Below are 23601 nucleotides of genomic sequence, written 5' to 3'. Positions count from 1 at the left end.
TCATTTCAGGCGCAGAACCCGGTCGAGCGAGAGCGGGCCCGCGCCGTTGATCACGATCACCACGAACAGGAAGGTCCACATAACCCGCTGATCCATCAGTGTGATGGTGTTGTCGAACAGACCACCCAGTTTGACCCCGTGCCCGATGACATCGGTGAAGGTCTGGACCCAGACGAACCCGATCATGCCCAGGGCAGCAAGGCGGGTCAGCAGCCCCACCAGAAGCAACGCAGGCAGGATGAATTCGGCCCAGGTTCCGGCGACGGCAACAGGCCAGGTAAAGAACCCTAGCTGCGAGCTGTCGTAGCCGACGGCCTCCATCGCCTTGGGGAAGATCTGGACATAGGCCCCATCCGAGGGGAAGAGAAACCCGAAAAACCCGCTGCCCAGCTTGGTCATGGCCGAGTTCCAGTAATAGACCAGAAGAACCGCTATGAAAGTCAGCCGCGCCACGGTCGGTGTCAGCCAGTTCGAGGCGTGGTCCAGCTTTCCAAGTGCGGAATTGTGCATAGAGATCAGGGCAGTCATGTTTCCGGCCTTTCGATAGTCACTGAAGTAATTGCACTGCCCTGCAACAGCAGTGCCAGGGTGGCACCCAGGTCGAACGCGGGCGTCCGAGTGGTGGTTGCCTCGAAGGCCTGACCAATGGTCTGGCCGGCCTGCATGGCGGTGATCCAGTCAAACCCGCCGGGGGGCAGCAAGTGCGGCGACGGGTCGAATTCGGGGCGCGTGATCATCACGTCCTGGGCACCGGGCTGGGGCTTGGGCGCGCCGTCTTCGGTGTTGAACCGCCAGATGGCGTGGATGGGCCAGTCAGACCGGACCAGCTGCATGGCCGGGGCAAAGCCCAGCCGGGCCTGCATAAGGTCTTCGGGCGGCAGGGCGGCCAGCGCGTCGGGCGCGATCGGTTGGCTGTCGGCGGCGTGGTAGGACCGGCGCAATGCCAACTCCAGCAGTGCCACGTCGGGCAGATAGCCAAGATGCGCCAGCTGCCCGGTGTCGGCGAGGAATTCGGGGAAGTTCTCGCCGTAAAACATCATCAGCGGAGAGGTCGGCGGGTGCTGACGCAGATAGATCCCGGCCAGACCGTCGATGTTCTGCGGACCCAGCAGCTTGGTGATGACCGGAAAGGCCTGGTGCATGGCTTCGGTCAGCGACACGGCCACGTTGTTGCGGTAGACGCTGAAACGGCGCCCGGCGGGGCGGGCCTGGTCGTCCAGCAGCCCCTCGGGCACGGGGGCTGCCGGGTCCAGCAGGGCCGCCCGGAATTCTGATTGCGAAACGCTCATGCCGGGATCCGGTCCAGCGCGGATTGCGCGCGCTCGGCCTCGGCGCGCAAGGTGGGCCAGTCGGGCACGTCATTGTCCCATTCGATCAGCACGGGTTTGGGGCCTGACTGGTCGAGCACATAATCCAGCAACGCCCAGACCGGATCGACGACGGCGCGGCCGTGGCTGTCGATCAGCAGGGGTTGGCCGTGATCGTCCTGATCCTCGTCATGGCCGCCAAGGTGGATCTCGCCGACCTTGTCCAGAGGGTAGGCGTCGATATAGGCCTGTGGGCTGTAATTCAGATTGGTGGCCGAGACGAACACGTTGTTGACGTCCAGCAGCAGGCCACATCCGGTCCGGCGCGCAACCTCGCGCAAGAAGTCGGGTTCAGACCACGTGCTTTCGGAAAAAGCGAGATAGCTGGAAGGGTTCTCCAGCAGCATCTGCCGGCCCACGGTCTCTTGCACCTGATCGATATGATCGCAGATGCGGGCCAGTGTGGCGTCGGTATAGGGCAGGGGCAGCAGATCGTTCAGGAACTGGCTGTCATGGGTGGACCATGCCAGATGCTCCGAAAAGCTGGCCGGGTTCAGCCAGCCCACAAGATGCTTCAGGCGGACCAGGTGCTCGGCGTCCAGCGGGCCTTCGCCACCGATGGACAGGCCCACGCCGTGCACGGAAATGGGAAACCGTTCGGACAGGTGGCGTAGCTGCGCCAGTGGTCGGCCGCCGTCGCCCATGTAGTTTTCGGCGTGAATTTCCAGCCAGCCGACCGGGCCGGGCTGGTCAAGGATCTGGGCATAGTGCTGCGGCTTGTAGCCGACCCCGGGCGCGGCGGGCAGCCGTTGCATTCTGCGGGCGTCATCCAACATCGCGTGATCCTTCTCAGCAAGAAACAGGGCGGGCTGTTTGGTTTAGCCCGCCCCTGACATTCCTTCCCGTGCCTTATGCCGGCAGATCGCGTTCCAGCGGCTCGAGCGAGCCTTTGCGGGGCGTTCCGTCCGCGGATTTGGGCAGCTCGATGTCGGCGCAGGTGCCCGCATCGACCAACGTCCAGGCGTTGCCTTGGTAGTCCACGGTCGAGGTGCCGGCACATGTGGTGCCCGGTCCGGCGGCGCAGTCGTTCTGGCCTGCCAGCGATACGCCATAGCATTTTTCTTTGGCCTGAGCGGCGGCGGTGGTTGCAGAGCCCGCAACGGCTGCGGCAACGGCGCTTGCGATTACGAGGGTTTTGGCGGTGTTCGACATCTCAGGTAATCCTTTTCGTGATTGCGTATGTCTGCTTGTGACAGTGACAAAGGTAACGGCTGACACTGCTGTGTTGAATTCACGAGCCCGTGTCTCACGGCTGTGTCAGGGAGCGTTAACGCCCCTTGCAAGTTAACACACTGTAATAAATTAGGAAATCCAGAAATGTTTCAATCCGGCCCCGTGCTGGGGGCCGGATTGGCGGCAAGACTGTGCCGATTGTTACAGAAGATCGGGGGGCGTTGCCGCGTGCGCCAGCTCTTTTGTTACAACGTCAAGCGGCTGGACCTGGGTCTGCTTCTCGCCCAGGCGGCGGACGCTGACGGTGCGCTCTTCGACCTCGCGGTGGCCGACGGCCAGGATCACCGGCACCTTGCCGACGGAATGTTCGCGGACCTTGTAGTTGATCTTCTCGTTGCGGATGTCGGCCTCGGCCCGGACACCGGCAGTCTTGAGCGTTTCGACCACTTCCAGAACATAGTCATCGGCCTCTGAGGTGATCGAGGCCACGACGACCTGGCGCGGCGCCAGCCAGAAAGGCAGTTTGCCGGCGTGTTCTTCGATCAGGATGCCGATGAACCGTTCGAACGACCCCAGGCAGGCGCGGTGCAGCATCACCGGACGGTGTTTGGCCCCATCGGCGCCGACATAGGTAGCATCCAGCCGTTCGGGCAGGACGAAATCCACCTGGAAGGTGCCGCACTGCCAGTCACGCCCGATCGCGTCGGTCAGGACGAATTCCAGCTTCGGCCCATAGAAAGCACCTTCGCCGGGGTTCAGTTCCGGCTCGACCCCTGCGGCGCGCGTGGCGGTCAGCAGGGCTTCTTCGGCCTTGTCCCAGACCTCGTCCGAGCCGGCGCGCTGTTCGGGGCGATCCGAGAATTTGACCTTGAAGCTGTCAAAGCCCAGATCTTTGTAGACATCGGTCAGAAACCCGATGAAGCGGGCACATTCGTCGCCGATCTGGTCCTCGGTCGAGAAGATATGCGCGTCGTCCTGGGCAAAGCCGCGGACCCGCATGATGCCATGCAGCGCGCCCGAGGGTTCGTAGCGCGCGCAGGATCCGAATTCGGCCATACGCAGCGGCAGGTCGCGATAGGATTTCAGGCCCTGTTTGAAGATTTCCACGTGGCACGGACAGTTCATCGGTTTGAGCGCGTTTACGGCCTTTTCGCGGGCGTGTTCCTCGTCAACTTCGACGATGAACATGTTCTCCTGATACTTGTCCCAGTGGCCCGAGCGTTCCCACAGCTTGCGATCGACCACCTGCGGGGTGTTGACCTCGACATAGCCGCCGCGGTGCTGAGCACGCCGCATATAGTCCTGAAGCTGGGTGTAGATGGTCCAGCCGTTGGGGTGCCAGAAGATCTGGCCCGGGGCCTCTTCCTGCATGTGGAACAGGTCCATCTCGCGGCCCAGCTTGCGGTGGTCGCGCTTGGCGGCCTCTTCCAGCATGTGCAGGTGCGCCTTGAGCTTTTCCTTGCCGGTGAAGGCAACGCCATAGATACGCTGCAGCATCGGGCGGTTGCTGTCGCCACGCCAGTAGGCGCCGGCGATGGACATCAGCTTGAACGCGTCGCCGGGCAGTTGGCCGGTATGCTGCAGGTGCGGGCCGCGGCACAGGTCCTGCCAATGGCCGTGCCAATACATGCGCACCGGCTCGTCACCCGGAATCGCCTCGATCAGCTCGACCTTGTAGGGCTCGTTGTTGGCCTTGTAGAACGCGATGGCACGCTCGCGGTCCCAGATCTCGGTGGTGACGGGATCGCGCTTGTTGATGATCTCTTTCATCTTTTTCTCGATGAGGCCGAGATCTTCGGGCGTGAAGGGTTCTGCGCGGTCGAAGTCGTAATACCAGCCGTTTTCGATGACCGGGCCGATGGTGACCTTGGTGTCAGGCCAGATTTCCTGCACCGCGCGGGCCATCACGTGGGCGAAGTCGTGGCGGATCAGCTCGTTGGCCTGGGCCTCGTCCTTCATCGTGTGAAGGGCGATTTCGGCATCCTGTTCGATGGGCCACTGCAGGTCCCAGTGCTGGCCTTTGACGGTGGCCGAGATGGCCTTTTTCGCCAGCGAGGTGGAGATGTCGGCAGCGACCTCGGCCGGCGTAACGCCTGCCGCGTAGGATCGGGAATTGCCATCGGGGAAGGTAAGAGAGACGGATTTTGAATCCAGGGCCATGGTCTGGCTCTCCTCGTCGGTTTGGCGCCCACTGAACGCCCGGTTGCGGGTTATGGTGTCGGGTCCGTTTGGCAGGTGGTGGTGGCTGTGTCAAGCGTTGGCGGGCAGAGGGCTCTGCTCCAAGCGTGCCGCGGGATATCTGCCTCCAGATGACGGAGGGGCGGGAATTGCACTTGGGCGCGGTGCGTGCATGATGCTGGAAAAGCAAGTGAGGGTTTCATGGCAGCGACGACATTTCTAGACACGCCGCAGGGGCGGCGGCTGGCCTATCACAAGAGCGAAGGGGCAGGGCCTACGGTCGTTTTTCTGGGTGGTCTCAAGTCGGACATGGAGGGCACCAAGGCGGTGCATCTTGAGGACTGGACGCGGGCACGTGGGCAGGCCTATCTGCGGTTCGACTATTCCGGGCATGGCGAAAGTTCCGGCCGGTTCGAGGAGGGCTGCATCGGGAATTGGCACGAGGATACGGTTGCGGCGGTTTCCGCGCTGACCGAGGGGCCGCTGATCGTGGTTGGTTCGTCTATGGGCGGCTGGCAGGCATTGCTGCTTGCGCGGGCCATGCCCGAGCGGATCGCGGGGATGGTCACCATCGCTGCGGCGCCGGATTTCACCGAGGACGGCTATTGGTCCTCGTTCAGCGACGAACAGAAACAGGCGCTGGAGACGGTCGGGCATGTTGAACTGCCCTCGGACTACATGGAGCCTTACATCATCACCAAGCGGATGATCGAGGATGGGCGGACGCGGCTGGTGTTGCGGTCGCCGTTGAACCTGCCGTTCCCGGTACGGTTCCTGCAAGGCACGGCGGATACGGCGGTTTCCACCGAGACGGCGGTACGGCTGCTCGACCATGCCAGCGGTCCGGACATGCGGCTGTTGTTGGTCAAGGATGCAGATCACCGGTTCTCGGACGGGCCGTGCCTGGGGCTGATCGAGGATGCGGTTCGCGACGTGATGGGGACAAACTGATGCGGCGGCTGGGGCGGTTTCTCGGGCGGGCCTTGCTGGCGTTGGTGGTGGTCGGCGGGCTGATCTACTGGTTCGGCCCGCGCGAAGAAGTGGATCTGCACCCGCGGTTTGATCCGCGCAAGTTCGGCGAGGGGGTTCAGGTCTATTTCGAAAGCATCGAGTCCGCCTATGACGATATCGTGCCCGGTGTCGAAAAGCGGGTGATCTGGCAGGACGGGTTCAAGGAACGTCGCACGCCATATTCGGTGCTCTATGTGCACGGGTTCTCGGCCTCGTCTGAGGAAATCCGCCCGGTGCCCGACAGGATCTCCGACGCGCTGGGGGCCAATCTGGTCTATTCGCGCCTGCAGGGGCACGGGCGCGATGGGCTGGCAATGGCCGACGGGACGGCCTCGGGCTGGATGCGGGACATGGCCGAAGGTCTGGCCGCCGCCCGCGCCGTGGGCGACAAGGTCATCGTGATCTCGACCTCGACCGGGGGAACCCTGGCGGCAGCAGCGGCGCTGGACCCCGAGCTGAGCAAGGATGTGGTCGGGATGGTGTTCATCTCGCCCAACTTCGGGGTGAAGGCGGCCGGATCCTGGATACCATCACTGCCTTGGGCACGCAGCTGGCTGCCGTTGCTGATGGGGGAAACCCGCGACGTGTCGGGCCCTGATCCGGAAAAGAACCTGTACTGGTCGTCCTCTTATCCGTGGGAGGCGGTGGTACCGATGTCTGTTCTGGTGGATACCGTCTACGCGCTGGATTTTTCGGGCGCACTGGTGCCGGCTCTGTTCTGGTTCTCGGATGACGATCAGGTGGTTCGGCCCGACCTGACGCACAAAGTTGCAGAAGACTGGCGGGCATCAGCGACCGTTCAGACCGTAGCCATGGGGCCGGGTGACGACCCGCAATCGCATGTTATTGCCGGACGGCTGATGTCGCCGGGGCAGACCGATGCGACGGTGGCGGGTATTCTGCAATGGCTGAACGGTTTGGGGGTAGAGTGATGGAGCAACGCGTCAGCCTGATCACGATCGGGGCCGAAGATCCCGAAGCCGCAGCCCGCTTTTATGAGGCGTTGGGCTGGCGCCGCACTGACAGCCCGGACGGGGTGATCGTTTTTGACCTGATCGGCCAGACGCTGGGTCTGTACCCATTGACCGCGCTGGCCGAAGAAATTGGGGTTGGCGTTGAAACCCTGGGTCGCGGCGCGATGACGCTCAGCCACAATTGCCGATCCAAGGAGGGTGTCGCCGAACTGTTGCAAGCTGCCGAGGCTGCAGGGGCCGAAATCCTGAAACCAGCCTCGGACGTATTCTGGGGCGGGCACCATGGGTACTTTCGGGCACCGGATGGTACGATCTGGGAAGTCGCGTTCAATCCGTACTCGGCTCTCGCGCCGGACGGGACCTTTCGCTGGAACGGGTACTGAATATGCGCAGACCAGGCAGCATGTGGAGCCTCGAGACCCTCGGCCGCGTGCGTCTGTCGCGCCATTTCTTCATGCGCGATTTCCTGTATTCCGAGATCGGGAACTTTCACGAAAAACAGAACCTGCCGGACAACCCGGATCTGGCCATCGAAACCGGCCGTGCATTCTGCGAAACCCTTCTGGATCCGTTGGAGGAAACATTCGGACGCGTTGCCGTCCGGTCTGGATACCGGTCACCCTCGCTGAACCGGTTTGGAAACGAGAACAAGTTGAACTGTGCGCGCAATGATCATCCCCTTGAATGCCACATCTGGGACCGGGGCACAGGCGAGGCGCGAATTGCCGGAGCCTCGATCGTGATCCCATGGTTTGCCGACCGTCACGCTCAAGGCAGGGACTGGCGCGATCTGGCCTGGTGGATGCACGATCATCTGGATTATTCCGAGATCTGGTTCTTTCCCAAACTTTGCGCCTTCAATCTGGTGTGGCGGCCCACCCCACTGCGCCGGATCGACAGCTACATTGCGCCGCGTGGCAGCCTGCTCCGGGCCGGCGCCGATCCGGATGAGACCCTGAGCGAACGCCGTCGGCGCTATGCGGACTTTCCCGAATTTCGCGCAATCCGCTATCCCTAAAGTTTTTCTTGCCCGTCTGCGCCGAAACTCTCATCCTGATCAACAAAACGGCCGAGCCGATCGGCCAGTACAAGGAGGCCCTGCGTGATCGAGCCGCTGGTCTTGTTGCCAGGATTGATGTGCGATGCACGGCTGTTTCAGCCGCAGACAACCCGGCTGTCTCAGACCAGGCCGGTGATGGTCGCGCCGATCGGCGGCGGTGATCGGATCGAAGAGATTGCCTCGTCGCTTTTGGACCAGTTGCCCCACCGCTTTGCGTTGGCTGGTCTGAGCATGGGGGGCATTGTCGCGCTGGAACTGGTGCGCCGGGCCCCGGAACGCGTGACCCGCCTTTGCCTCATGGCGACGGATGCGCAGGCCGATACCCCCCAGATCGCCGCTGACCGCGAAGAGCTGATCGTTGCGGCGCAGGCTGGCCGTCTTGAGGATGTCATGCGCAAGGTTCTGGGCTCGGACACGCTGGCCCCCGGACCGCAGCGGATCCCGATATTGAACGACATGCTGGAAATGGCGCTGGAGCTGGGGCCGGAACTGTTCGTGCGCCAAATGCGCGCTCTGCAGCGCCGTCCGGATCAGCAGGGCACCTTGCGGCGAATAAAGGTGCCGACCTTGGTTCTGTGCGGGGCACATGACACTTTGACGCCGGTCAGAAAACACAGCTTCATGGCCGAGTTGATCCCCGGGGCAGCCTTGCATGTGGTGGACATGGCGGGTCATCTTCCAACGCTTGAAGCGCCGGGTGAAACCACCGACGCGCTGTCCGATTGGTTGAACATACCCGTGCGGGTTTTCTAGTCGTACAGCGCCTTGCGTTCTTCAAGGCTGATGACATGCGGAGCCACAACCGGATTTCCGGTTGCGACGTCGAAGAACGGAGTTTGCTTCCAACGACCGGAAAGGCGCGCCGCAATGACTCTGCGGATCATGCCGAGAACAGCAGGAGCCACATTCTCGTGCTTCCATTTGCCATTCGCCTGCGGGACATGGGCGCGGGTCTTCACAGGCCCCAGAGGGGAGAGATCGGAAAATCGGGCGACATCAAATCCGGCAAAGGGGAATTTCATGCTGCTGGTGGTGGTAGCCACAGGCGCGTTGCAGCATTTGGCGTACCATCGAAACAGACCTTTGGGGCCCAGCCGCATCACGGCCAGGTTCTCGGCGCCTTTGGTGATGCGGATATATTCGGGCGACATCTGAAAAATGTCGACCGGCCCGGGTGCGGGGTCAGGTTGACCGAAATACAGCTGTCCGGCGCGGCAATCTGGGCAGAAACAGACGACATGGGTGCCACTGGACACCCCCTTGGCCGTGATCTCGCCGCCAAGCTCGCCGCAGTTGCAGGCGAACCGAAGGGCAGAGGCCGGGTCTGCGGACATCAAGCAACCTTGTTGCTGTTGGCCGCGCGGCGGCGCGGTTTGCGGCTGTTTTCGTTCATGAAATCTATGACCAGCGGGCGGATATTGTCACGCCAACTGCGTCCGGCGAAGATACCGTAATGGCCCGCGCCGGGTTCGACATGGCTGGCCTTCTTGCTGTCGGGCAGGCCGGTGCACAAGTCCAGCGCCGCGATACACTGACCGGGGGCCGAGATGTCGTCATTGGCGCCTTCGACCGTCTTGACCGCCACATCCGTGATTTTGCCGATGTCGACTTTGTGGCCAGCCACGATGAACTCATTCCGGGCGATCTCACGGTTCTTGAACACCCGCTCGACCGTCGAGAGGTAGAACTCTGCCGTCATGTCCATCACGGCCAGATATTCATCGTAGAAACGGTTGTGGGCGTCATGATCCGACGCCTCACCCCGCATGACGCGCTGGATCTGGTCGGAGAACGCCTTGCCATGGCGCTCGGCATTCATCGACATGAAGGAAGCCAATTGAAGAAGCCCGGGATAAACCATGCGTCCCACGCCCTTGTATTTGAAGCCCACCCGCTGAATCATCGTTTCCTCAAGCTGGCCCATGGTCACGCGGCGGCCGAAATCGGTGACTTCGGTCGGGGTTGCATCAGGGTCAACCGGGCCACCGATCAGCGTCAGCGTGCTGGGCTGCGCTTTGGGGTCGGTTTCGGCAAGGTACGCCGTCGCCGCAAGGGTCAGGGGCGCGGGCTGGCAGACAGCGACGACATGCGTGTCCGGCCCCAGCTCCTTCATGAAATCGACAAGGTAAAGGGTGTAGTCCTCGACATCGAACTTGCCTTCGGACACGGGGATGTCGCGCGCGTTATGCCAATCGGTCACATAGACTTCGCAATTGACCAGCAGGCTCTTGACGGTCGAGCGCAGCAGGGTGGCGTAGTGTCCGGACATCGGCGCAACCAACAGCACCTTGCGCGGTTGCTCTTTGCGGCCATTCACGCGAAAGTGGACCAGATCGCCAAACGGGCGTTCAAGCACGGAGGTGACATCCACCAGATGATCTTTGCCGTCTTCGCAGGTAAACGTTCGGATACCCCAATCGGGTTTCACGACCATGCGTTGAAACGTGCGTTCGGTTACTTCGCCCCACGCGGCCATCCAGTTGAATGCCGGGTTGGGGATCATGGAAAACTGGGGGTAGGACGCCATCGCGCTTGCGGTTGCACCAAGCCATTGGTTGGTGTTGCGCATGGTTTCCATCAGGTCGTAGGTCATCATGTAACGCACGGGAATGGCCTCCTAAATGTCAGCCTGAGAGTTCGGACCATTCGTCGCTTTGCCCCCCGGTGCCCACGACGATATTCTGCACAGCAGCGAGGTTAGGGGGGATTTGTTAAAATGACAACAAGTGAAGGCCACATGCCCGACTTAAGCGACGAACACGTTGAACGCCTTAAGGAAAATATGCTGAAAGTCGAAGATCTGTCCAAGCGGCTGATCGAGGTGATGGCGTCGAAAAAAGCTCATACACCCGCGCTGGACGGCCCGAATCAGGAACTTTTTGCAAAAGCAGCAACAGCTTATTGGGCTGAGGCTCTGCAGAACCCGGCCAAGTTGTTGGAACAACAGCTGGAATACTGGGGCAAGTCCGTCTTGAATTTTGCTGCGGCGCAGCAGGCCCTGCTGGCGGGTGAAGGCGAAGCGGACGAGGCTCCGACCAAGGACAAACGCTTCTCGAACCCGCTGTGGGACACGAACCCCTATTTCCGTCTCGTCCGACAGCAATACCTGACCAATGCCGAAGCCATCGCGAACGCAGTGGAGTCGGTCGAGGACTTGGACGCCAAGGACAAGCGGCGGCTGAAATACTTCTCGCAGCAGATTGTCGACATGATGTCGCCGACGAATTTCCTGCCGACCAACCCCGACGCTCTGCAGAAGGCGATCGAAACCGATGGCCAGTCGCTGATCCAAGGGCTGGAGAATCTTGTTGCCGATCTCGAAGCGAATGATGGCGAGTTGATCGTCAAGCTGGCGGATGAAAACGCGTTCAAGGTGGGCGGCAACCTGGCCACAACACCCGGAGAAGTCGTCTATCGAAATCGGATGATGGAACTGATCCAGTACAGTCCTGCGACTGAGACGGTTTATGAAACCCCCGTCGTTCTGTTCCCGCCCTGGATCAACAAGTTCTACATCCTGGATCTGAAGGCACAGAACAGCCTGATCAAGTGGATCACCGATCAGGGCTATACCTTGTTCGTCGTCAGCTGGGTCAATCCGGATGCCAGCTATGCCGAAACGGGAATGGAAGACTACGTTCAGGACGGATTCCTGACGGCGGTCGAAAAGGCCAAGAAGATCTGCAAGGTCAAACAAGTCAATGCGGTCGGGTACTGCATTGCCGGAACGACCTTGAGCCTCACTCTGTCGCTTTTGAAGCAGCGCGGTGACAAGTCGATCAAATCCGCCACGTTCTTTACGGCGCTGACCGATTTTTCGGATCAGGGCGAGTTTACCCCCTTCCTGCAGAATGATTTCATCGACGGGATCGAGGAAGAGGTGAACAAGGAAGGTGTGCTGCGGTCATGGATCATGGCGCGCACGATGTCGTTCCTTCGGTCTCGCGACCTGGTCTATGGACCGGCGATCCGCAGCTACATGCTGGGCGAGACGCCACCCGCCTTTGACCTGTTGTACTGGAATGGGGACGGCGCGAACCTGCCCGCGAAAATGGCTGTGCAGTATTTACGTGGCTTGTGTCAGCGCAACGAGTTCGCCTCGGACGGGTTCGAATTGATGGGCCACAAGCTGCATGTCCGCGACGTGGATGTGCCGTTGATGGCGATCACCTGCGAGACGGACCATATCGCCGCTTGGAAGGACTGCTATCGCGGTGTGCAGAAAATGGGTTCCCGCAGCAAAACCTTCATCGTTTCGGAATCGGGACATATTGCAGGCATCGTCAATCCGCCCAGCAAAAAGAAATACGGTCACTACACCAACCCCGATCTCAAGGCGGGTGCCGATACCTGGATGAAAGAGGCAAGCTTCCACGAAGGCTCGTGGTGGCCCCGCTGGGAGGCTTGGTTGAAGAAGCGGTCTGGCAAGCAGGTTCCGGCACGCGAACCGGGTGATTCGAGCCATCCACCGTTGGCTCCGGCGCCGGGAACCTATGTAGTCGCCAAACCAAAGTCTTGATTTCACATTGAAACTAAAAAATTCTGCGGTGCAGCAACAAAAAACTTGAAATGCTGCGCCGCAGCAATCATATTGTCCTCAAGCTGATGAAACCCGGGGTGGGCCCGGACCGGCTGAAAGGATTAGGACAATGGCAAAGACCCAAGACTTTACCGCGATCATGAAAGACATGATGGGCGCGTTCCCGGTGGACACCTCCGCCGTTGAAAATGCATTCAAATCGACCGCTTCGCTGAACGAAAAGCTGTCGGGTGTTGCTCTGGAAGCTGCCGAGAAATCGGCTGAAATCTCGAACAAATGGACCAAGGAAACTCTGGCCAAGCTGAGCGAGATGTCGAAAGCCAAAGCAGAGCCGGCCGACTACGCCAAAGCAGCAACCGATTTCGCCAGCGCTTCGGCTGAAGTTGCTGCCGAGAACCTGGCTGCTTTCGCTGAAATCGCCAAGAAAGTTCAGTCGGAAACTGTCGAGCTGCTGATGGCTGCTGGCAAAGAAGCTGCGGAAGAAACCACCGCGGCCGTCAAGAAAGCCACCAACGAAGTGACCGCTGCTGCCAAGAAAGCAACGGCTGCCAAGTAAGCAAGATCCGCGAAACGCACCCATCCCTCCCAAATTGGTGCAATCGCTAAGGGCAGGTCCATTGACCTGCCCTTTCTTTTTGTTCTGCAGTCGCATAACCTCTGCTGCAACGCATCATCCTTGGGGAGGGTAAACGGTGTCGGACAAAGATAAACCTCTGCTGATCAAGCGGTATGCCAGCCGTCGGCTGTATAACACCGAGACCAGCGACTACGTCACGCTCGAGGACATCGCTGGGTTCATCCGCGACGGGCGCGAGGTTCAGATCATCGACCTGAAAACCGGCGACGACCTGACACGACAGTATCTACTTCAAATCATTGCCGAACATGAAAGCCGGGGTGAGAACGTTCTGCCTGTGAACGTTCTGAATGACCTGGTGCGCAGCTACATGGTGCCGGGCGGGGGCATGATGCCTCAATTCCTGCAATCCAGCTTTGAGATGCTGCGCGAAAGCCAGGCCAAGATGATGGAAAACATGAATGCGATGAACCCCATGAGCAGCATGCCCGGGTTCGAAGCAATGCAGGCGCAGCAGCAGGCGTTCCTGAAGGCCATGACAGGCGGGCTGTCGGGTAATTGGTCCGGGCCGGACAAGGACGAAGAAGGCAAGTCCGAGTCCAAAGAAGACTTGGACGACATCAAGAAACAACTGGCTGAATTGCAGCAGAAGCTTTCCAAGCTCAGCTGAGACCAGACAGGCCCGGACAACCCGGGCTTTTACTTTCCTGTGTTGGGGTCAGGTGCCGAAGGCCACTTCGGGTGCGGTAACCTCGCCGACCGAGGCCAGGATGATGTCGGCGATTACATCCAGTTCCGCACGGGTCAGGCGCACCGGCAGACGCACGTCACAGGCCGACATCAGCATTGCGCGCGTTCGAGGCAACTCGACCTGCTCTGGCAGAAACTGCCAGTTCCAGAAGGCGCGGGCATTGTCCTCGTTCAGACCAAACACCTGCACCTTGACGCCACGGCCCTCGGCGGCAGCGGCAAATGCCTTGATCTGGTCTTTGTCCAGATCGACCAGGTTGAACTGGATCGAATCCGGCGCGCGTCGCTCCGGTGTCAACGGGTCGGGGACGTGGATATGCGGTGAGGAGTTCAGGCGCTGCGCGACATAATCGTGGTTGGCCAGCCCGTCCCGCACCCGCCGCGCCAGTTCGGGCAGTTGGGGGCGGATCACCGCGGCGCTGAGATTGCTCATACGCAGATTGTAGAGCGGCAACTTGTTCTGCCATCGCGCAAAAGCTTGCTCCAGATCAGGTGTATTCTGGCCGTGCGGGCCTTTGTGTTTCTTCCAATTGTGCTCGTAGGCGCCCGACATGATTACGGCGCGTGCGACTAGGTCGGCGTCGTCGGTGACAAGGATGCCCCCTTCGCCCGCGTTGATCATCTTGTAGGACTGGAACGAGAAACAGCCCACCTTGCCGATGGTGCCGATGTTGCGGCCATGCCAAGTGGTGCCCAGCGAATGGGCCGCGTCCTCGATCACCGGGATGTCGCGCGCGTCGCACAGCGCCATGATCGCGTCCATGTCCGAGGTATGGCCGCGCATGTGGCTGATGATCACCGCTTGAACGTCGTCGAGCTTGGCCGCGAAATCGTCGATGTCGATGCGGTAATTGTCGCCCACCTCGCACAGGACCGGAACGCAGTCTGCATGCACCACCGACGAGGGCACCGCCGCAAAGGTAAAGCCCGGGATCAGCACCCGCGCGTCCCGCGGCAGCCCCAGCGCCTTCAGCGACAGGAACAGCGCCGCCGAACAGGACGACACCGCCAGCGCGTATTTGCTGCCCAGCAACTCGGCGAACTCTGCCTCAAGCAAAGCAACCGGTGCGTCCTGCGGCGCGGTATAGCGGAACAGGTCCCCGGATTGCATCAGGGACTCGATCGCGTCTTTGGCAGCGGCGGGGATGGGTTCGGCGTCATGGACGTTGGGTGGCAGCGTCATATTTGATAATCCCAAATTCTATGTTTGGAAAAGATAAAATGAAAAGCTGAGCAAACCAAGCCTTCATTCGCCTGCTGGGCGAAATTTCACCGAACCGTCACAAGTGGTGGGTCAAAGGCCCAGCCTATCACGCAGGGCATACCAAGTCATCGCCAGCACCAGCAGAGGGCTGCGCAGGGCCGAGCCTCCGGGGAAGGGCATGGCAGGCACGCGGGCCATCGTGTCGAACCCTTCGGCCTGGCCCTGGATGGCCAGCGCCATCAACTGACCGGCATGGGTCGCAGTGCCGACCCCATGACCGGAATAGCCCGAGGCCGACAGGATGTTTGGCGCCAGACGCGTCAGGTACGGCATCCGCCGCATGGTGATGGCCAGCGTACCGCCCCAGGCATAGTCGATCCGAACATCGCGCAGATGCGGAAAGATCTCGGTCATCGGTTTGCGGACCTTGGCGGCGATGTCGGATGGAAAGCGATAGCCATAGCTCTCGCCACCGCCGAACAACAGCCGCCCATCGGCGCTGAGCCGGAAATAGTTCACCACGAATTTCGTGTCGGCAACGGCCACGTCCTGCGTCAGAACCTTTGCGGCCTCGGCGCCCAGCGGCTCGGTCGCGGCGATGAAATTGTTGATCGGCATGACCCGCGCAGCGACCTTGCGGTTCAGATTGCCTAGATAGCCATTGCAGGCCAGAACCAGATGGTCGGCCGTGACCGAACCCTGTTCGGTGCGAACGGTGACGCGCGGGCCTTCCTCGATGCCCAGAACCTCGGTGTTTTCGTGCAGCGTCAGGCCGGCGGCCAAGGCGGCCTCGGCCAGGCCAAGCGCATAGTTCAGCGGGTGCAGATGGGCCGCGCCCATGTCCAGATATCCGCCCGCATAGGCCGGCGAGGGGCAGAGCGCGCGCCCGGCTTCGGCATCCAGAAGCTCGATCTGGTCATAGCCATAGGCGGCTTTCAGGTGCTTGGCGTGAGCGTGCAATTCGGCGCGTTCGCCGTCGCTGAAGCCCAACGTGGCGATGCCCGGTTTCAAGTCGCAATCGATGCCCTGACGTTCGATCAGGGATTTGGTCAGCGTCTTTGCGTCTTCGGCCAGATCCCACAGCTTGGCCGCGTCGTCGCGCCCGACCAGTTTCTCCAGGTCTTCCTGATCCATGCGCTGGGCGCTGCCCAATTGGCCACCATTGCGCCCCGAGGCGCCGAAACCCACGCGATGCGCTTCAAGCAGGACTACCCTGAAACCGGCCTCGGCCAGGTGCAGCGCGGTCGAAAGACCCGTATACCCTCCACCCACGACACAAACGTCGGCAGTGACATCGCCGCGCAGCGGCTCGGTCGGGGTTCGCGGGTGCGCGGTGGCGGCATACCAGCTGGGCGGGTAGGTGCCGCGTTTGTCATTGCTGTACAGCAGGTTCATGGCGCACATGGCTCAGACGTTCAGCAGCAGGTGTTCACGCTCCCACGGCGAAATCACCTGCAGGAACTCCTCGTACTCGGCGCGTTTTACGATGCTGTAGACCCGTGCGAACTCGGGGCCCAGAACCTGATGCAAGGCTTCGGCCTCGTCGAACAGATCCAGCGCGTTGCCCATGACCTGCGGGATGTCGCCGTCACCTTCGTAGGCGTCGCCATAGAACTGACGGCGCGGCCGGTCCTGATTGACCAGGCCAAGATAGCCGCAGGCCAGCGACACGGCGATGCCCAGATAGGGGTTGCAATCCATCCCGGCGATGCGGTTTTCCACCCGGCGGCTGTCGGGGCCTGACAGTGGCACGCGGATGCCCGTGGTGCGGTTGTCGCGCGCCCATTCCAGGTTGATCGGGGCGGCGTGGTCCTTGACGTAGCGCCGGTACGAGTTGACGTAGGGCGCCATCACCGCCAGCCCGGCGGGCAGGTGCAGTTGCAGACCGGCGATGAAGTTGTAGAACGCGTCCGTCTCGCCGCCCTGAGGCCCCGAGAACAGGTTCTTGCCCGTCTCCATGTCGATGATCGAGTGATGGATGTGCATGGCCGATCCCGGTTCATCCTCGATCGGTTTGGCCATGAAGGTGGCAAAGCAGTTGTGGCGCAGCGCAGCCTCGCGGATCAGGCGTTTGAAATAAAACACCTCGTCGGCCAGCTTGACCGGGTCGCCATGGCGCAGGTTGATCTCAAGCTGACCGGCGCCGCCCTCCTGGGTGATGCCGTCGATCTCGAACCCTTGTGCCTCGGCGAAATCATAGATGTCGTCGATCACAGGGCCGAATTCATCCACGGCGGTCATGGAATAGGCCTGCCGCGCGGCAGCCGGACGGCCCGAGCGGCCCATCATCGGCTCGATCCCCTTGGCCGGGTCCACGTTGCGGGCAACCAGAAAGAACTCCATCTCGGGCGCGACAACCGGTTTCCACCCTTTGTCCTTGTACAGCTGGACCACGCGTTTGAGCACGTTGCGCGGGCTGAACGGAATCGGATCGCCGTCCCTGTCGTAGGCGTCATGGATCACCTGAAGGGTCCAGTCACCGGTCCACGGTGCCGCCGAGGCCGTGCTGAAATCGGGCTTGAGGATCATGTCGCGTTCGATGAACCCATCCTCACCCGCGGCCTCACCCCAGTCACCAGTGATGGTTTGGTAGAAAATGCTGTCGGGTAGATGGAAATAGGCCTGCTTGGCGAATTTCGATGCCGGAACTGCCTTGCCGCGGGCAATCCCCGGCAGGTCTGAGATGATGCATTCGACCTCGTCCAGCCGGTGCCCTTCGATGTAATCCCGTGCTGCTTGTGGAAGTTGGTCTGTCCAGTCGGCCATCAGGCCCTCTCTTTCTTCAGGAACTCTGCCATGAAACGCCCGATATTGGCGTTGTCATCCGGCGCGTTCCATCGGGTTTTTGCGTCGTCCATCAGGGCGTCGGGCACCACGCCTTTACCGCGTGTCTCCATGAGGCCCTGAATGAAATCGTTGGAGTATTCGGGATGTGCCTGCACCGTCCAGATCGTGTCCCCGTAGGCAACCATCGCGTTCTTGCAGAACGCGTTGCTGCCCAATAGCTGGGCGCCGTCGGGCAAGGCCGTCACCTGATCCTGGTGCCACGCGTTCAACGAAACCTTGCGCCCGTCATAGTCATACTCCGTGCGTCCGATCGCCCAACCCTTGCCGAACTTTTCAACCTTGCCGCCCAACGCCTGAGCGATGATCTGATGGCCGAAACAGACCCCGATCAACGGTTTCCGTGCCGCTTGGATCTCGCGGATCAATTGCTCGAGCTTGGGGATCCACGGATGATCTTCGTAGGCGCCATGACGCGAGCCGGTGATCACCCATCCATCGCAGTCGCTTGCGCTGTCGGGGAACACATCATCCACCACCGCATAAGTCACGAACTCGAAATCGTTGCCGTCCAGAAGCTGTTGAAACATCAGGTCGTAGTCGCCGAACGATCGTTCCAGCGGTTCGGGCGCGTGGCCGGTCTGCAGTATGCCGATTTTCATGAGTCACCAAATTTGATCAAATTCAATCTACCCGAGTCTCGATCCACGGGCAAGAGGATCATACGGACTCCAGGTAGCTCAACCAGTGACTGTCGGGGTCCATGTCGGCAAAGCGTGCGGATTCCTGCCTTTTCGTCATCACCATGTTGCGGATCAGATCCCCGGAGAAGATGCGCGCGATGATCGGGTCCGTCTCGAATGCCGAAATGGCCGAATCCCAGTCCCCTGCCAATTGCGGAAGCCCTTCGATCTCGTAGGCATTTCCCGTGATCGGGGGCGGGGGTTGAAGGCCGTCCTCGATGCCGATCAGAGCCGCGCCCAGAACCGCGGCCAGCATCAGATAGGGGTTGATGTCGCCGCCGGCCACGCGGTGCTCGATCCGGCGGGCGGCGGGCGCACCGCCCGGAATGCGGATCGCGGCGGTCCGGTTCTCATAGGCCCAAGCCGCGCCTGTGGGGGCATGGGCTCCGGGCACGAGCCGCGTGTACGAATTGCCATGCGGAGCAAAGATCAGCGTGCTGCCTGGCATGGCGGCCAGACAGCCGGCGACGGCAGAGCGCAGGATTTCGGTCCCTTCACGCCCGCCATTGTCAAAGACGTTGCGACCCTGGTCATCTAGCACCGAGAAGTGAACATGCATTCCGTTCCCCGCATCATCGGCATAGGGTTTGGCCATGAAGGTCGCGGTAAAGCCGTGCTTGCGGGCCAGCCCACGGGTCAATGCCTTGAAAAGCCACGTATCATCGGCGCAGCGCATGGCGTCCTGATGGTTCAGATTGATCTCGAACTGGCCGATGCCGCTTTCGGAAATCGCCGTCTGAGCCGGAATCCCCATTTCGGCGCACCCGTCATAGAGCTCGGTGAAGAAGGCGTCGAAGGCGTCCATTTCGGCCATCGACAACACCGCCTCGCCGCGCAGCCGACGACCGGTAACCGGGTTATGCGGGGGTTTTGGTTGCGCGTCCGAAGAGTCAAGCAGGGTGAATTCTAGTTCGGTCGCGGCAACAACTTTCCATCCGCGCTGGGCATAGCGCGACAGGACCGCGGCCAGCGCATGGCGGGGATCGCCGGCAAAGGGTGTGCCGTGATCGTCATACAGGCACATCGGCACCAGCGCCGTGGGTGTGGTCAGCCAGGGCATCGGCACGGGGCCGCGCTCGGTCGGGCGCAGCACGCCATCGGCGTCGCCGGTTTCGAACACCAGCGGGCTGCCCTCGATATCGGCGCCCCACAGATCGACGTTCAGCGCCGAAAACGGCATGCGCACCGCGCCGCTGTCCAGCTTGTCGGCGTAAGACGGGGGCACGCGTTTGCCGCGCATCTGGCCGTTCAGGTCACAGGCGGCGACGCGAAATGTATGCAGGGCGGCAAGGTCCATCTGGGGCTCCGTAGCTGTGCTGCGGCAAACCTAGTCGAGCTTTCTGCCCTTGTCACGATTTTTGATCAAATTATTCGGGTGACAATCTCGGGCGCGGCAGGAATAAACGAAACATCAGGATATGTACCCATTCCAGCACATGCATTGCACGGTTTTTTGCAACTTCAATCGGCCGGCTCGGATCAACACTCGGTTGCGTATTTGTGGGAATCGCGAGGGCTGGGTTACGCTTTGATCCGCAGTCAGGAAAGTTTTCACAAGAAAGGAATGTTCGGATGTCGGAAAGAGATGTTTACGTCGAAAAAGCCAAGGCCATGCTGGACCAGTGGAACGCCGAAATCGACAAGACCAAGGCCAAAATCGACGAAGCCGCGGCGGACAGTAAAACCCAGTACCAAAAGCAGTTGGAAGAGATGCGGGCGCAGCGGGACAAGGCCGAAGCCGAATTGAAGGAAATGCGCAAGGCCAGCGACGCGGCCTGGGCCGATATGAAAGCCGGATTCGACAAGGCATGGGACAACATGTCCGAGGCTTTTGACTCCGCGATGGCGCGCTTTAAGTGAACCGACAGTTGAAGGGCTTGGCGCCTTAGCGCGCCAAGTTCAGGCGGAACCGCATCTTGGCCTTGCGCGCCACCGGCAGGTGCCGGTTCAGCCGCTTGTTGATCAGGCCGAACACGCCCACGATCACCAGTGTCAGCAGGATGAAATAGAACGCCAGGATCGGGTAGGGAACGAACGGGTTGAACGTCTTGTCGGCGAAATAGCTGGCATAGTACAGCGCGTCCCCGCGTTGCTGCCAGGCCGGGAAGGCCGAGAAGAAGACCAGCGTTGTGGCATGGAACAGGAAAATCGCCTCGTTCGTGTAGGCGGGCCAGGCCAACCGCAGCATGGTGGGCCACACGATCCGGCGGAAGCGCGACCAACCCGACATGCCATAGGCATCGGCGGCCTCGATATCTCCCTTGGGGATCGACCGCAGCGCGCCATAGAAGATCTCGCCCGAATAGGCGGCGGTGTTCAGGAACAACACGATCAGCGCCCCCAGCCAAGCCGAGGTGAAGGCGTCGAACATCGGGTAGGTCTTCTTGAGCGACAGGAACAAGAAGTAGGCAAAGAAGAACTGGATGAACAGCGGCGAGCCGCGGAAGATGAAGATGAACCACTCGGACGGTTTGCGCAGCCACTTGCGGCTGGACGCCTTGCCCAGGGCCACGGCCGTGGCCAGGAAGAACCCGGTGGCCAGCGCCATCACGCCGAAATAGATGTTCCAGATCATCCCTGAACCGATCAGGGTGAACTGTTCGCACAGGGTGAAATCGCTGCGCGGGAGCAGGCGCTCGCCAAACCCGATCGAACGCAGGCCGTAATCCTGGATGGTCTGCAGGCAGCTCATGCGGTGGTCTCCTTGCGCAGCAGCTCTCCGCCCGATGTGGCCTGGCCATGCGACAGGCGGCGCATCAGCCGTTCGAGGCCGATCTCGGAAACGCGGGTCATGCCAAGGTAGAAAACCAGCAGGAACAGGAAGTACCACATGCGCCAGTCGCCATGCGGATAGGCGGTGAATTTCGAGGTCTTGGTGCCGCCCAGCTCGCGCGCCCAATAGACGATGTCTTCGACCCCCAGCAGGAACAGCAGCGGCGTGGCCTTGATCAGCACCATCCACAGGTTCGACAGGCCGGGCAGGGCATAGACCCACATCTGCGGCACGAGAATGCGCCAGAAGGTCTGGCGGCGGGTCATGCCATAGGCCTCGGCGGTTTCAAGCTGCGCCAGCGGCACGGCGCGCATGCCGCCGAACAGCACGTTGGCGGCGAAGGCACCAAACACGATCGAGAAGGTGATGACGGCCAGGAAAAAGCCGTAGGTTTCGTGCACCCATTCCGGTGCGGTGCCCAGCGGCAGCTTGGCCTGGGGGCAGACGAGGAAATCGTTGCCCTGGCGGATCGGATCGGTCCAGTCGGGACACAGCACCTGATGCCGCATCCACTCGAACCCCTGGTCCAGGGCGATCACGAAAAACAGGAAAAACGCAATGTCGGGCACACCGCGCACGATGGCGATATAGCCCTTGCCCAGCCAACCGAGTGGCGGGACATGCGACCGCGCCGCCATGGCCCCCGCAAAGCCGAAAGCCAACGCCACCGGGGCCGTCACCGCCAGCAAGGCCAGAACCTTGATGAACGACAGGTAGAACGACCAGTGCACGCCGTTGGTCAGATAGCATGAAAACCAGCGGAACGTGCCGAGCGTGTCGGGATCAGCGCAGAAGGAAAACATGGGGCGTCTTTCGAACGTCGGGTCCGGCGCGGGCCGGGGTGGGTTCGGCGCGTGTGGCGCCGAACCGCAGGACCGGATGCTTAGTTGGTGACGACCGAGCCGTCAGGTGCGTAGGTGGCGGTGTCTTCACCAAACCACTTTTTCAGCATCTCGTTCAGGGTGCCGTCCTCTTTCATCGAGGTGATGGCGGCATCGAACTTGCCGCGCAGTTCGGCATCGCTTTCGCGCAGGCCCATGCCAACGCCACCGCCCAGCGGAACCGGATCGCCTACAAAGACCAGTTCGCCATTCGATTCCTCGACCAGCGGCACCAGGTAGTCGCGGTCGGCCAGAACGGCATCAGCCTCACCGTTGCGCACGGCGGCGATGGTTTCCTCGGGCGTTGCGAATTCAACCAGCGTTGCGCCCGACTCGGCCACGTGGCCGGCCTGGATGGTGGCGGTCTGTGCGGCGACGACACCGCCGGTCACGTCTGCATCCGCCGAGGTTGCGACATAGGCCGACGCGGTAGGCGGATAGTAGTCCTGGGTGAAGTCGATGACCTCATCACGCTCGGCCGTGATCGACATGCCCGCGATGATGGTGTCGTAGTTGCCCGAGACCAGGTTCGGAATGATCGAATCCCAGTCGTTCTTGACCCATTCGCATTCCAGCTGGGCGCGTTTGCACAGCTCGTCGCCGACCTCACGCTCGAAGCCGTCGATCTCGCCGGCGTCGTTGATGAAGTTGTACGGAGGATAGGCGCCCTCGGTGCCCATGCGGACCGTGTCGGCCATGGCCATACCAGCGCCAAGCGCCAGCGCTGCAGTGGTCAGAATCAGGTTTTTCATTGGTAACTCCCCTGTTTGGTTCTGTCCTGATTTTACGCCGCCTTTGTGGCGGAGAGAAAGCCCCGAAGCCTTTCGGATTCGGCGGCAGTGAAAATATCTTCGGGCGAGCCTTCTTCTTCAATCAGGCCCTGGTGCAGAAACACCACGTGGCTTGAGATGTCGGCGGCCATCTGCATGTCGTGCGTGACAATGATCATGGTGCGGCCTTCGGCGGCCAGATCCTTGATCACCTTGATCACTTCCTGTTCCAGCTCGGGATCCAGCGCCGAGGTCGGCTCGTCGAACAGCAGCGCCTCGGGCTCCATGCACAGGCCTCGCGCGATCGCGGCGCGCTGTTGCTGGCCGCCCGACAGCTGCGCGGGATAGGCGTCGCATTTGTCGCCGATGCCAACCTTGTCCAGGTATTTGCGGGCGCTGTCCTCGACCTCGTGCCGGTCACGGCCCAACACGGTGATCGGGGCTTCCATCACGTTCTGCAGGATGGTCATGTGAGCCCAAAGGTTGAACTGCTGGAACACCATCGACAGGTTGGTACGGATGCGCAGCACCTGCTTGGGATCGGCGGGGCGGCGGTGATCGCGGGTTCCCGTCCAGCGCACCGGCTCACCTTTGAACAGGATCTCGCCCTCCTGGCTGTCTTCCAGCAAGTTGCAACAGCGCAGGAGGGTGGATTTGCCCGACCCCGATGACCCGATCAGCGACACCACGTCGCCGCGATGGGCGGTGATGTCCACTCCTTTGAGGACTTCGAGATTGCCAAAGCTTTTGTGCAGGTTCTTGATCTCGATGACGGGAGTGCTGTCTGTCACGGGTCGTCCTGGTGTTGTTGATTGC

The 23601-nt window shown here is 61.2% G+C and carries 25 protein-coding genes; 9 read left to right on the top strand and 16 right to left on the bottom strand.

Annotation, left to right across the window (positions count from 1 at the left end; translation table 11 throughout):
- The 5 genes from ACR0EF_RS08565 to thrS all read right to left on the bottom strand — a co-directional run bounded on the left by ACR0EF_RS08565 (position 1) and on the right by thrS (position 4700).
- Positions 1 to 528, bottom strand: coding sequence for a DoxX family membrane protein (locus ACR0EF_RS08565; protein ID WP_170372191.1), 528 nt, complete (start codon positions 526 to 528; stop codon positions 1 to 3).
- Positions 525 to 1289, bottom strand: coding sequence for an HvfC/BufC N-terminal domain-containing protein (locus ACR0EF_RS08560; protein WP_170372193.1), 765 nt, complete (start codon positions 1287 to 1289; stop codon positions 525 to 527). Before ACR0EF_RS08560 ends, ACR0EF_RS08565 begins: the two co-directional genes overlap by 4 nt.
- Positions 1286 to 2143, bottom strand: a complete 858-nt coding sequence (gene bufB / locus ACR0EF_RS08555) for an MNIO family bufferin maturase (RefSeq protein WP_170372195.1) — start codon at positions 2141 to 2143, stop codon at positions 1286 to 1288. Before bufB ends, ACR0EF_RS08560 begins: the two co-directional genes overlap by 4 nt.
- 73 nt (positions 2144 to 2216) lie before the next feature.
- A complete protein-coding gene (locus tag ACR0EF_RS08550; protein WP_005982123.1) occupies positions 2217 to 2519 on the bottom strand; it encodes a BufA1 family periplasmic bufferin-type metallophore in 303 nt (100 codons plus the stop codon).
- Between the two features lie 222 nt (positions 2520 to 2741).
- A complete protein-coding gene (gene thrS / locus ACR0EF_RS08545) occupies positions 2742 to 4700 on the bottom strand; it encodes a threonine--tRNA ligase (protein WP_170370756.1) in 1959 nt (652 codons plus the stop codon).
- Positions 4701 to 4919: 219 nt separating this feature from the next.
- Here thrS and ACR0EF_RS08540 point away from each other — a divergent pair, with 219 nt between their 5' ends.
- The 5 genes from ACR0EF_RS08540 (at position 4920) to ACR0EF_RS08520 (ending at position 8516) form a co-directional block, all read left to right on the top strand.
- Positions 4920 to 5669: an alpha/beta fold hydrolase gene (locus ACR0EF_RS08540; RefSeq protein WP_170372197.1), complete on the top strand. Its 750-nt coding sequence runs from the start codon at positions 4920 to 4922 to the stop codon at positions 5667 to 5669.
- Complete coding sequence (locus ACR0EF_RS08535) at positions 5669 to 6661, top strand: alpha/beta hydrolase (RefSeq protein ID WP_170372198.1); 993 nt, start codon at positions 5669 to 5671, stop codon at positions 6659 to 6661. Before ACR0EF_RS08540 ends, ACR0EF_RS08535 begins: the two co-directional genes overlap by 1 nt.
- Positions 6661 to 7086, top strand: a complete 426-nt coding sequence (locus tag ACR0EF_RS08530) for a VOC family protein (RefSeq protein ID WP_170372200.1) — start codon at positions 6661 to 6663, stop codon at positions 7084 to 7086. The genes ACR0EF_RS08535 and ACR0EF_RS08530 overlap by 1 nt, the downstream gene beginning before the upstream one ends.
- Positions 7087 to 7106: 20 nt before the next feature.
- On the top strand, positions 7107 to 7721 hold the full coding sequence (locus tag ACR0EF_RS08525) for a hypothetical protein (RefSeq protein WP_170372511.1): 615 nt from the start codon (positions 7107 to 7109) through the stop codon (positions 7719 to 7721).
- Positions 7722 to 7805: 84 nt separating this feature from the next.
- A complete protein-coding gene (locus ACR0EF_RS08520; protein ID WP_170338281.1) occupies positions 7806 to 8516 on the top strand; it encodes an alpha/beta fold hydrolase in 711 nt (236 codons plus the stop codon).
- Here ACR0EF_RS08520 and ACR0EF_RS08515 read toward each other — a convergent pair.
- Together ACR0EF_RS08515 and phaZ are read right to left on the bottom strand one after the other, a co-directional pair.
- A complete protein-coding gene (locus ACR0EF_RS08515; RefSeq protein WP_170372202.1) occupies positions 8513 to 9097 on the bottom strand; it encodes a DUF6151 family protein in 585 nt (194 codons plus the stop codon). The genes ACR0EF_RS08520 and ACR0EF_RS08515 overlap by 4 nt on opposite strands.
- Positions 9097 to 10368, bottom strand: a complete 1272-nt coding sequence (gene phaZ / locus ACR0EF_RS08510) for a polyhydroxyalkanoate depolymerase (protein WP_170337826.1) — start codon at positions 10366 to 10368, stop codon at positions 9097 to 9099. Before phaZ ends, ACR0EF_RS08515 begins: the two co-directional genes overlap by 1 nt.
- Positions 10369 to 10479: 111 nt before the next feature.
- Between phaZ and ACR0EF_RS08505 the strand changes: the two genes are divergently transcribed.
- From ACR0EF_RS08505 to phaR, 3 genes are all read left to right on the top strand, one after another.
- A complete protein-coding gene (locus ACR0EF_RS08505) occupies positions 10480 to 12282 on the top strand; it encodes a PHA/PHB synthase family protein (RefSeq protein ID WP_170372204.1) in 1803 nt (600 codons plus the stop codon).
- Between the two features lie 130 nt (positions 12283 to 12412).
- Positions 12413 to 12859, top strand: a complete 447-nt coding sequence (locus tag ACR0EF_RS08500) for a phasin, PhaP (RefSeq protein WP_170338288.1) — start codon at positions 12413 to 12415, stop codon at positions 12857 to 12859.
- A gap of 136 nt (positions 12860 to 12995) precedes the next feature.
- The gene (gene phaR, locus ACR0EF_RS08495; protein WP_170363106.1) at positions 12996 to 13550 is read left to right on the top strand and encodes a polyhydroxyalkanoate synthesis repressor PhaR; all 555 of its coding nucleotides are present in this window, start codon (positions 12996 to 12998) and stop codon (positions 13548 to 13550) included.
- 48 nt (positions 13551 to 13598) lie between these two features.
- Here the strand turns inward: phaR and ACR0EF_RS08490 are convergent, their stop codons facing one another.
- From ACR0EF_RS08490 to ACR0EF_RS08470, 5 genes are all read right to left on the bottom strand, one after another.
- Entirely contained in the window at positions 13599 to 14813 is a 1215-nt protein-coding gene (locus ACR0EF_RS08490; RefSeq protein WP_170372206.1) for a DegT/DnrJ/EryC1/StrS family aminotransferase, read from the bottom strand.
- Positions 14814 to 14924: 111 nt separating this feature from the next.
- Entirely contained in the window at positions 14925 to 16229 is a 1305-nt protein-coding gene (locus ACR0EF_RS08485; RefSeq protein ID WP_170370748.1) for an NAD(P)/FAD-dependent oxidoreductase, read from the bottom strand.
- A gap of 12 nt (positions 16230 to 16241) precedes the next feature.
- On the bottom strand, positions 16242 to 17600 hold the full coding sequence (locus tag ACR0EF_RS08480; protein ID WP_170338296.1) for a glutamine synthetase family protein: 1359 nt from the start codon (positions 17598 to 17600) through the stop codon (positions 16242 to 16244).
- Positions 17600 to 18280 (bottom strand): type 1 glutamine amidotransferase, encoded by a 681-nt coding sequence (locus ACR0EF_RS08475; RefSeq protein ID WP_170370747.1) that lies wholly within the window; start codon positions 18278 to 18280, stop codon positions 17600 to 17602. Before ACR0EF_RS08475 ends, ACR0EF_RS08480 begins: the two co-directional genes overlap by 1 nt.
- 58 nt (positions 18281 to 18338) lie before the next feature.
- Positions 18339 to 19658, bottom strand: coding sequence for a glutamine synthetase family protein (locus ACR0EF_RS08470; protein WP_170372208.1), 1320 nt, complete (start codon positions 19656 to 19658; stop codon positions 18339 to 18341).
- Positions 19659 to 19933: 275 nt separating this feature from the next.
- On the opposite strand from ACR0EF_RS08470, the gene ACR0EF_RS08465 reads away from it, so the two are divergent.
- Entirely contained in the window at positions 19934 to 20221 is a 288-nt protein-coding gene (locus tag ACR0EF_RS08465; protein ID WP_170372210.1) for a sll1863 family stress response protein, read from the top strand.
- A gap of 25 nt (positions 20222 to 20246) precedes the next feature.
- Here ACR0EF_RS08465 and ACR0EF_RS08460 read toward each other — a convergent pair whose 3' ends face one another.
- From ACR0EF_RS08460 to ACR0EF_RS08445, 4 genes are all read right to left on the bottom strand, one after another.
- Complete coding sequence (locus tag ACR0EF_RS08460; protein WP_170358529.1) at positions 20247 to 21053, bottom strand: ABC transporter permease; 807 nt, start codon at positions 21051 to 21053, stop codon at positions 20247 to 20249.
- Positions 21050 to 21937: an ABC transporter permease gene (locus ACR0EF_RS08455; protein ID WP_170372212.1), complete on the bottom strand. Its 888-nt coding sequence runs from the start codon at positions 21935 to 21937 to the stop codon at positions 21050 to 21052. Before ACR0EF_RS08455 ends, ACR0EF_RS08460 begins: the two co-directional genes overlap by 4 nt.
- A gap of 80 nt (positions 21938 to 22017) precedes the next feature.
- Positions 22018 to 22767, bottom strand: a complete 750-nt coding sequence (locus tag ACR0EF_RS08450; RefSeq protein ID WP_093962541.1) for a transporter substrate-binding domain-containing protein — start codon at positions 22765 to 22767, stop codon at positions 22018 to 22020.
- Between the two features lie 32 nt (positions 22768 to 22799).
- The gene (locus tag ACR0EF_RS08445; protein WP_093962540.1) at positions 22800 to 23576 is read right to left on the bottom strand and encodes an ABC transporter ATP-binding protein; all 777 of its coding nucleotides are present in this window, start codon (positions 23574 to 23576) and stop codon (positions 22800 to 22802) included.
- Positions 23577 to 23601 lie beyond the last annotated feature (25 nt).

Source organism: Ruegeria sp. CG8, from assembly GCF_056537165.1.
This window is presented reverse-complemented; position numbering and strand designations above follow the sequence as displayed.

Excerpts from the sequence above, each read along its gene's own strand:
- ACR0EF_RS08565 (WP_170372191.1), bottom strand. The coding sequence starts at position 528 with ATGACTGCCCTGATCTCTATGCACAATTCCGCACTTGGAAAGCTGGAC.
- ACR0EF_RS08560 (WP_170372193.1), bottom strand. The coding sequence starts at position 1,289 with ATGAGCGTTTCGCAATCAGAATTCCGGGCGGCCCTGCTGGACCCGGCA.
- bufB (WP_170372195.1), bottom strand. The coding sequence starts at position 2,143 with ATGTTGGATGACGCCCGCAGAATGCAACGGCTGCCCGCCGCGCCCGGG.
- ACR0EF_RS08550 (WP_005982123.1), bottom strand. The coding sequence starts at position 2,519 with ATGTCGAACACCGCCAAAACCCTCGTAATCGCAAGCGCCGTTGCCGCA.
- thrS (WP_170370756.1), bottom strand. The coding sequence starts at position 4,700 with ATGGCCCTGGATTCAAAATCCGTCTCTCTTACCTTCCCCGATGGCAAT.
- ACR0EF_RS08540 (WP_170372197.1), top strand. The coding sequence starts at position 4,920 with ATGGCAGCGACGACATTTCTAGACACGCCGCAGGGGCGGCGGCTGGCC.
- ACR0EF_RS08535 (WP_170372198.1), top strand. The coding sequence starts at position 5,669 with ATGCGGCGGCTGGGGCGGTTTCTCGGGCGGGCCTTGCTGGCGTTGGTG.
- ACR0EF_RS08530 (WP_170372200.1), top strand. The coding sequence starts at position 6,661 with ATGGAGCAACGCGTCAGCCTGATCACGATCGGGGCCGAAGATCCCGAA.
- ACR0EF_RS08525 (WP_170372511.1), top strand. The coding sequence starts at position 7,107 with ATGTGGAGCCTCGAGACCCTCGGCCGCGTGCGTCTGTCGCGCCATTTC.
- ACR0EF_RS08515 (WP_170372202.1), bottom strand. The coding sequence starts at position 9,097 with ATGTCCGCAGACCCGGCCTCTGCCCTTCGGTTCGCCTGCAACTGCGGC.
- ACR0EF_RS08505 (WP_170372204.1), top strand. The coding sequence starts at position 10,480 with ATGACAACAAGTGAAGGCCACATGCCCGACTTAAGCGACGAACACGTT.
- ACR0EF_RS08500 (WP_170338288.1), top strand. The coding sequence starts at position 12,413 with ATGGCAAAGACCCAAGACTTTACCGCGATCATGAAAGACATGATGGGC.
- ACR0EF_RS08490 (WP_170372206.1), bottom strand. The coding sequence starts at position 14,813 with ATGACGCTGCCACCCAACGTCCATGACGCCGAACCCATCCCCGCCGCT.
- ACR0EF_RS08485 (WP_170370748.1), bottom strand. The coding sequence starts at position 16,229 with ATGAACCTGCTGTACAGCAATGACAAACGCGGCACCTACCCGCCCAGC.
- ACR0EF_RS08480 (WP_170338296.1), bottom strand. The coding sequence starts at position 17,600 with ATGGCCGACTGGACAGACCAACTTCCACAAGCAGCACGGGATTACATC.
- ACR0EF_RS08475 (WP_170370747.1), bottom strand. The coding sequence starts at position 18,280 with ATGAAAATCGGCATACTGCAGACCGGCCACGCGCCCGAACCGCTGGAA.
- ACR0EF_RS08470 (WP_170372208.1), bottom strand. The coding sequence starts at position 19,658 with ATGGACCTTGCCGCCCTGCATACATTTCGCGTCGCCGCCTGTGACCTG.
- ACR0EF_RS08465 (WP_170372210.1), top strand. The coding sequence starts at position 19,934 with ATGTCGGAAAGAGATGTTTACGTCGAAAAAGCCAAGGCCATGCTGGAC.
- ACR0EF_RS08460 (WP_170358529.1), bottom strand. The coding sequence starts at position 21,053 with ATGAGCTGCCTGCAGACCATCCAGGATTACGGCCTGCGTTCGATCGGG.
- ACR0EF_RS08455 (WP_170372212.1), bottom strand. The coding sequence starts at position 21,937 with ATGTTTTCCTTCTGCGCTGATCCCGACACGCTCGGCACGTTCCGCTGG.
- ACR0EF_RS08450 (WP_093962541.1), bottom strand. The coding sequence starts at position 22,767 with ATGAAAAACCTGATTCTGACCACTGCAGCGCTGGCGCTTGGCGCTGGT.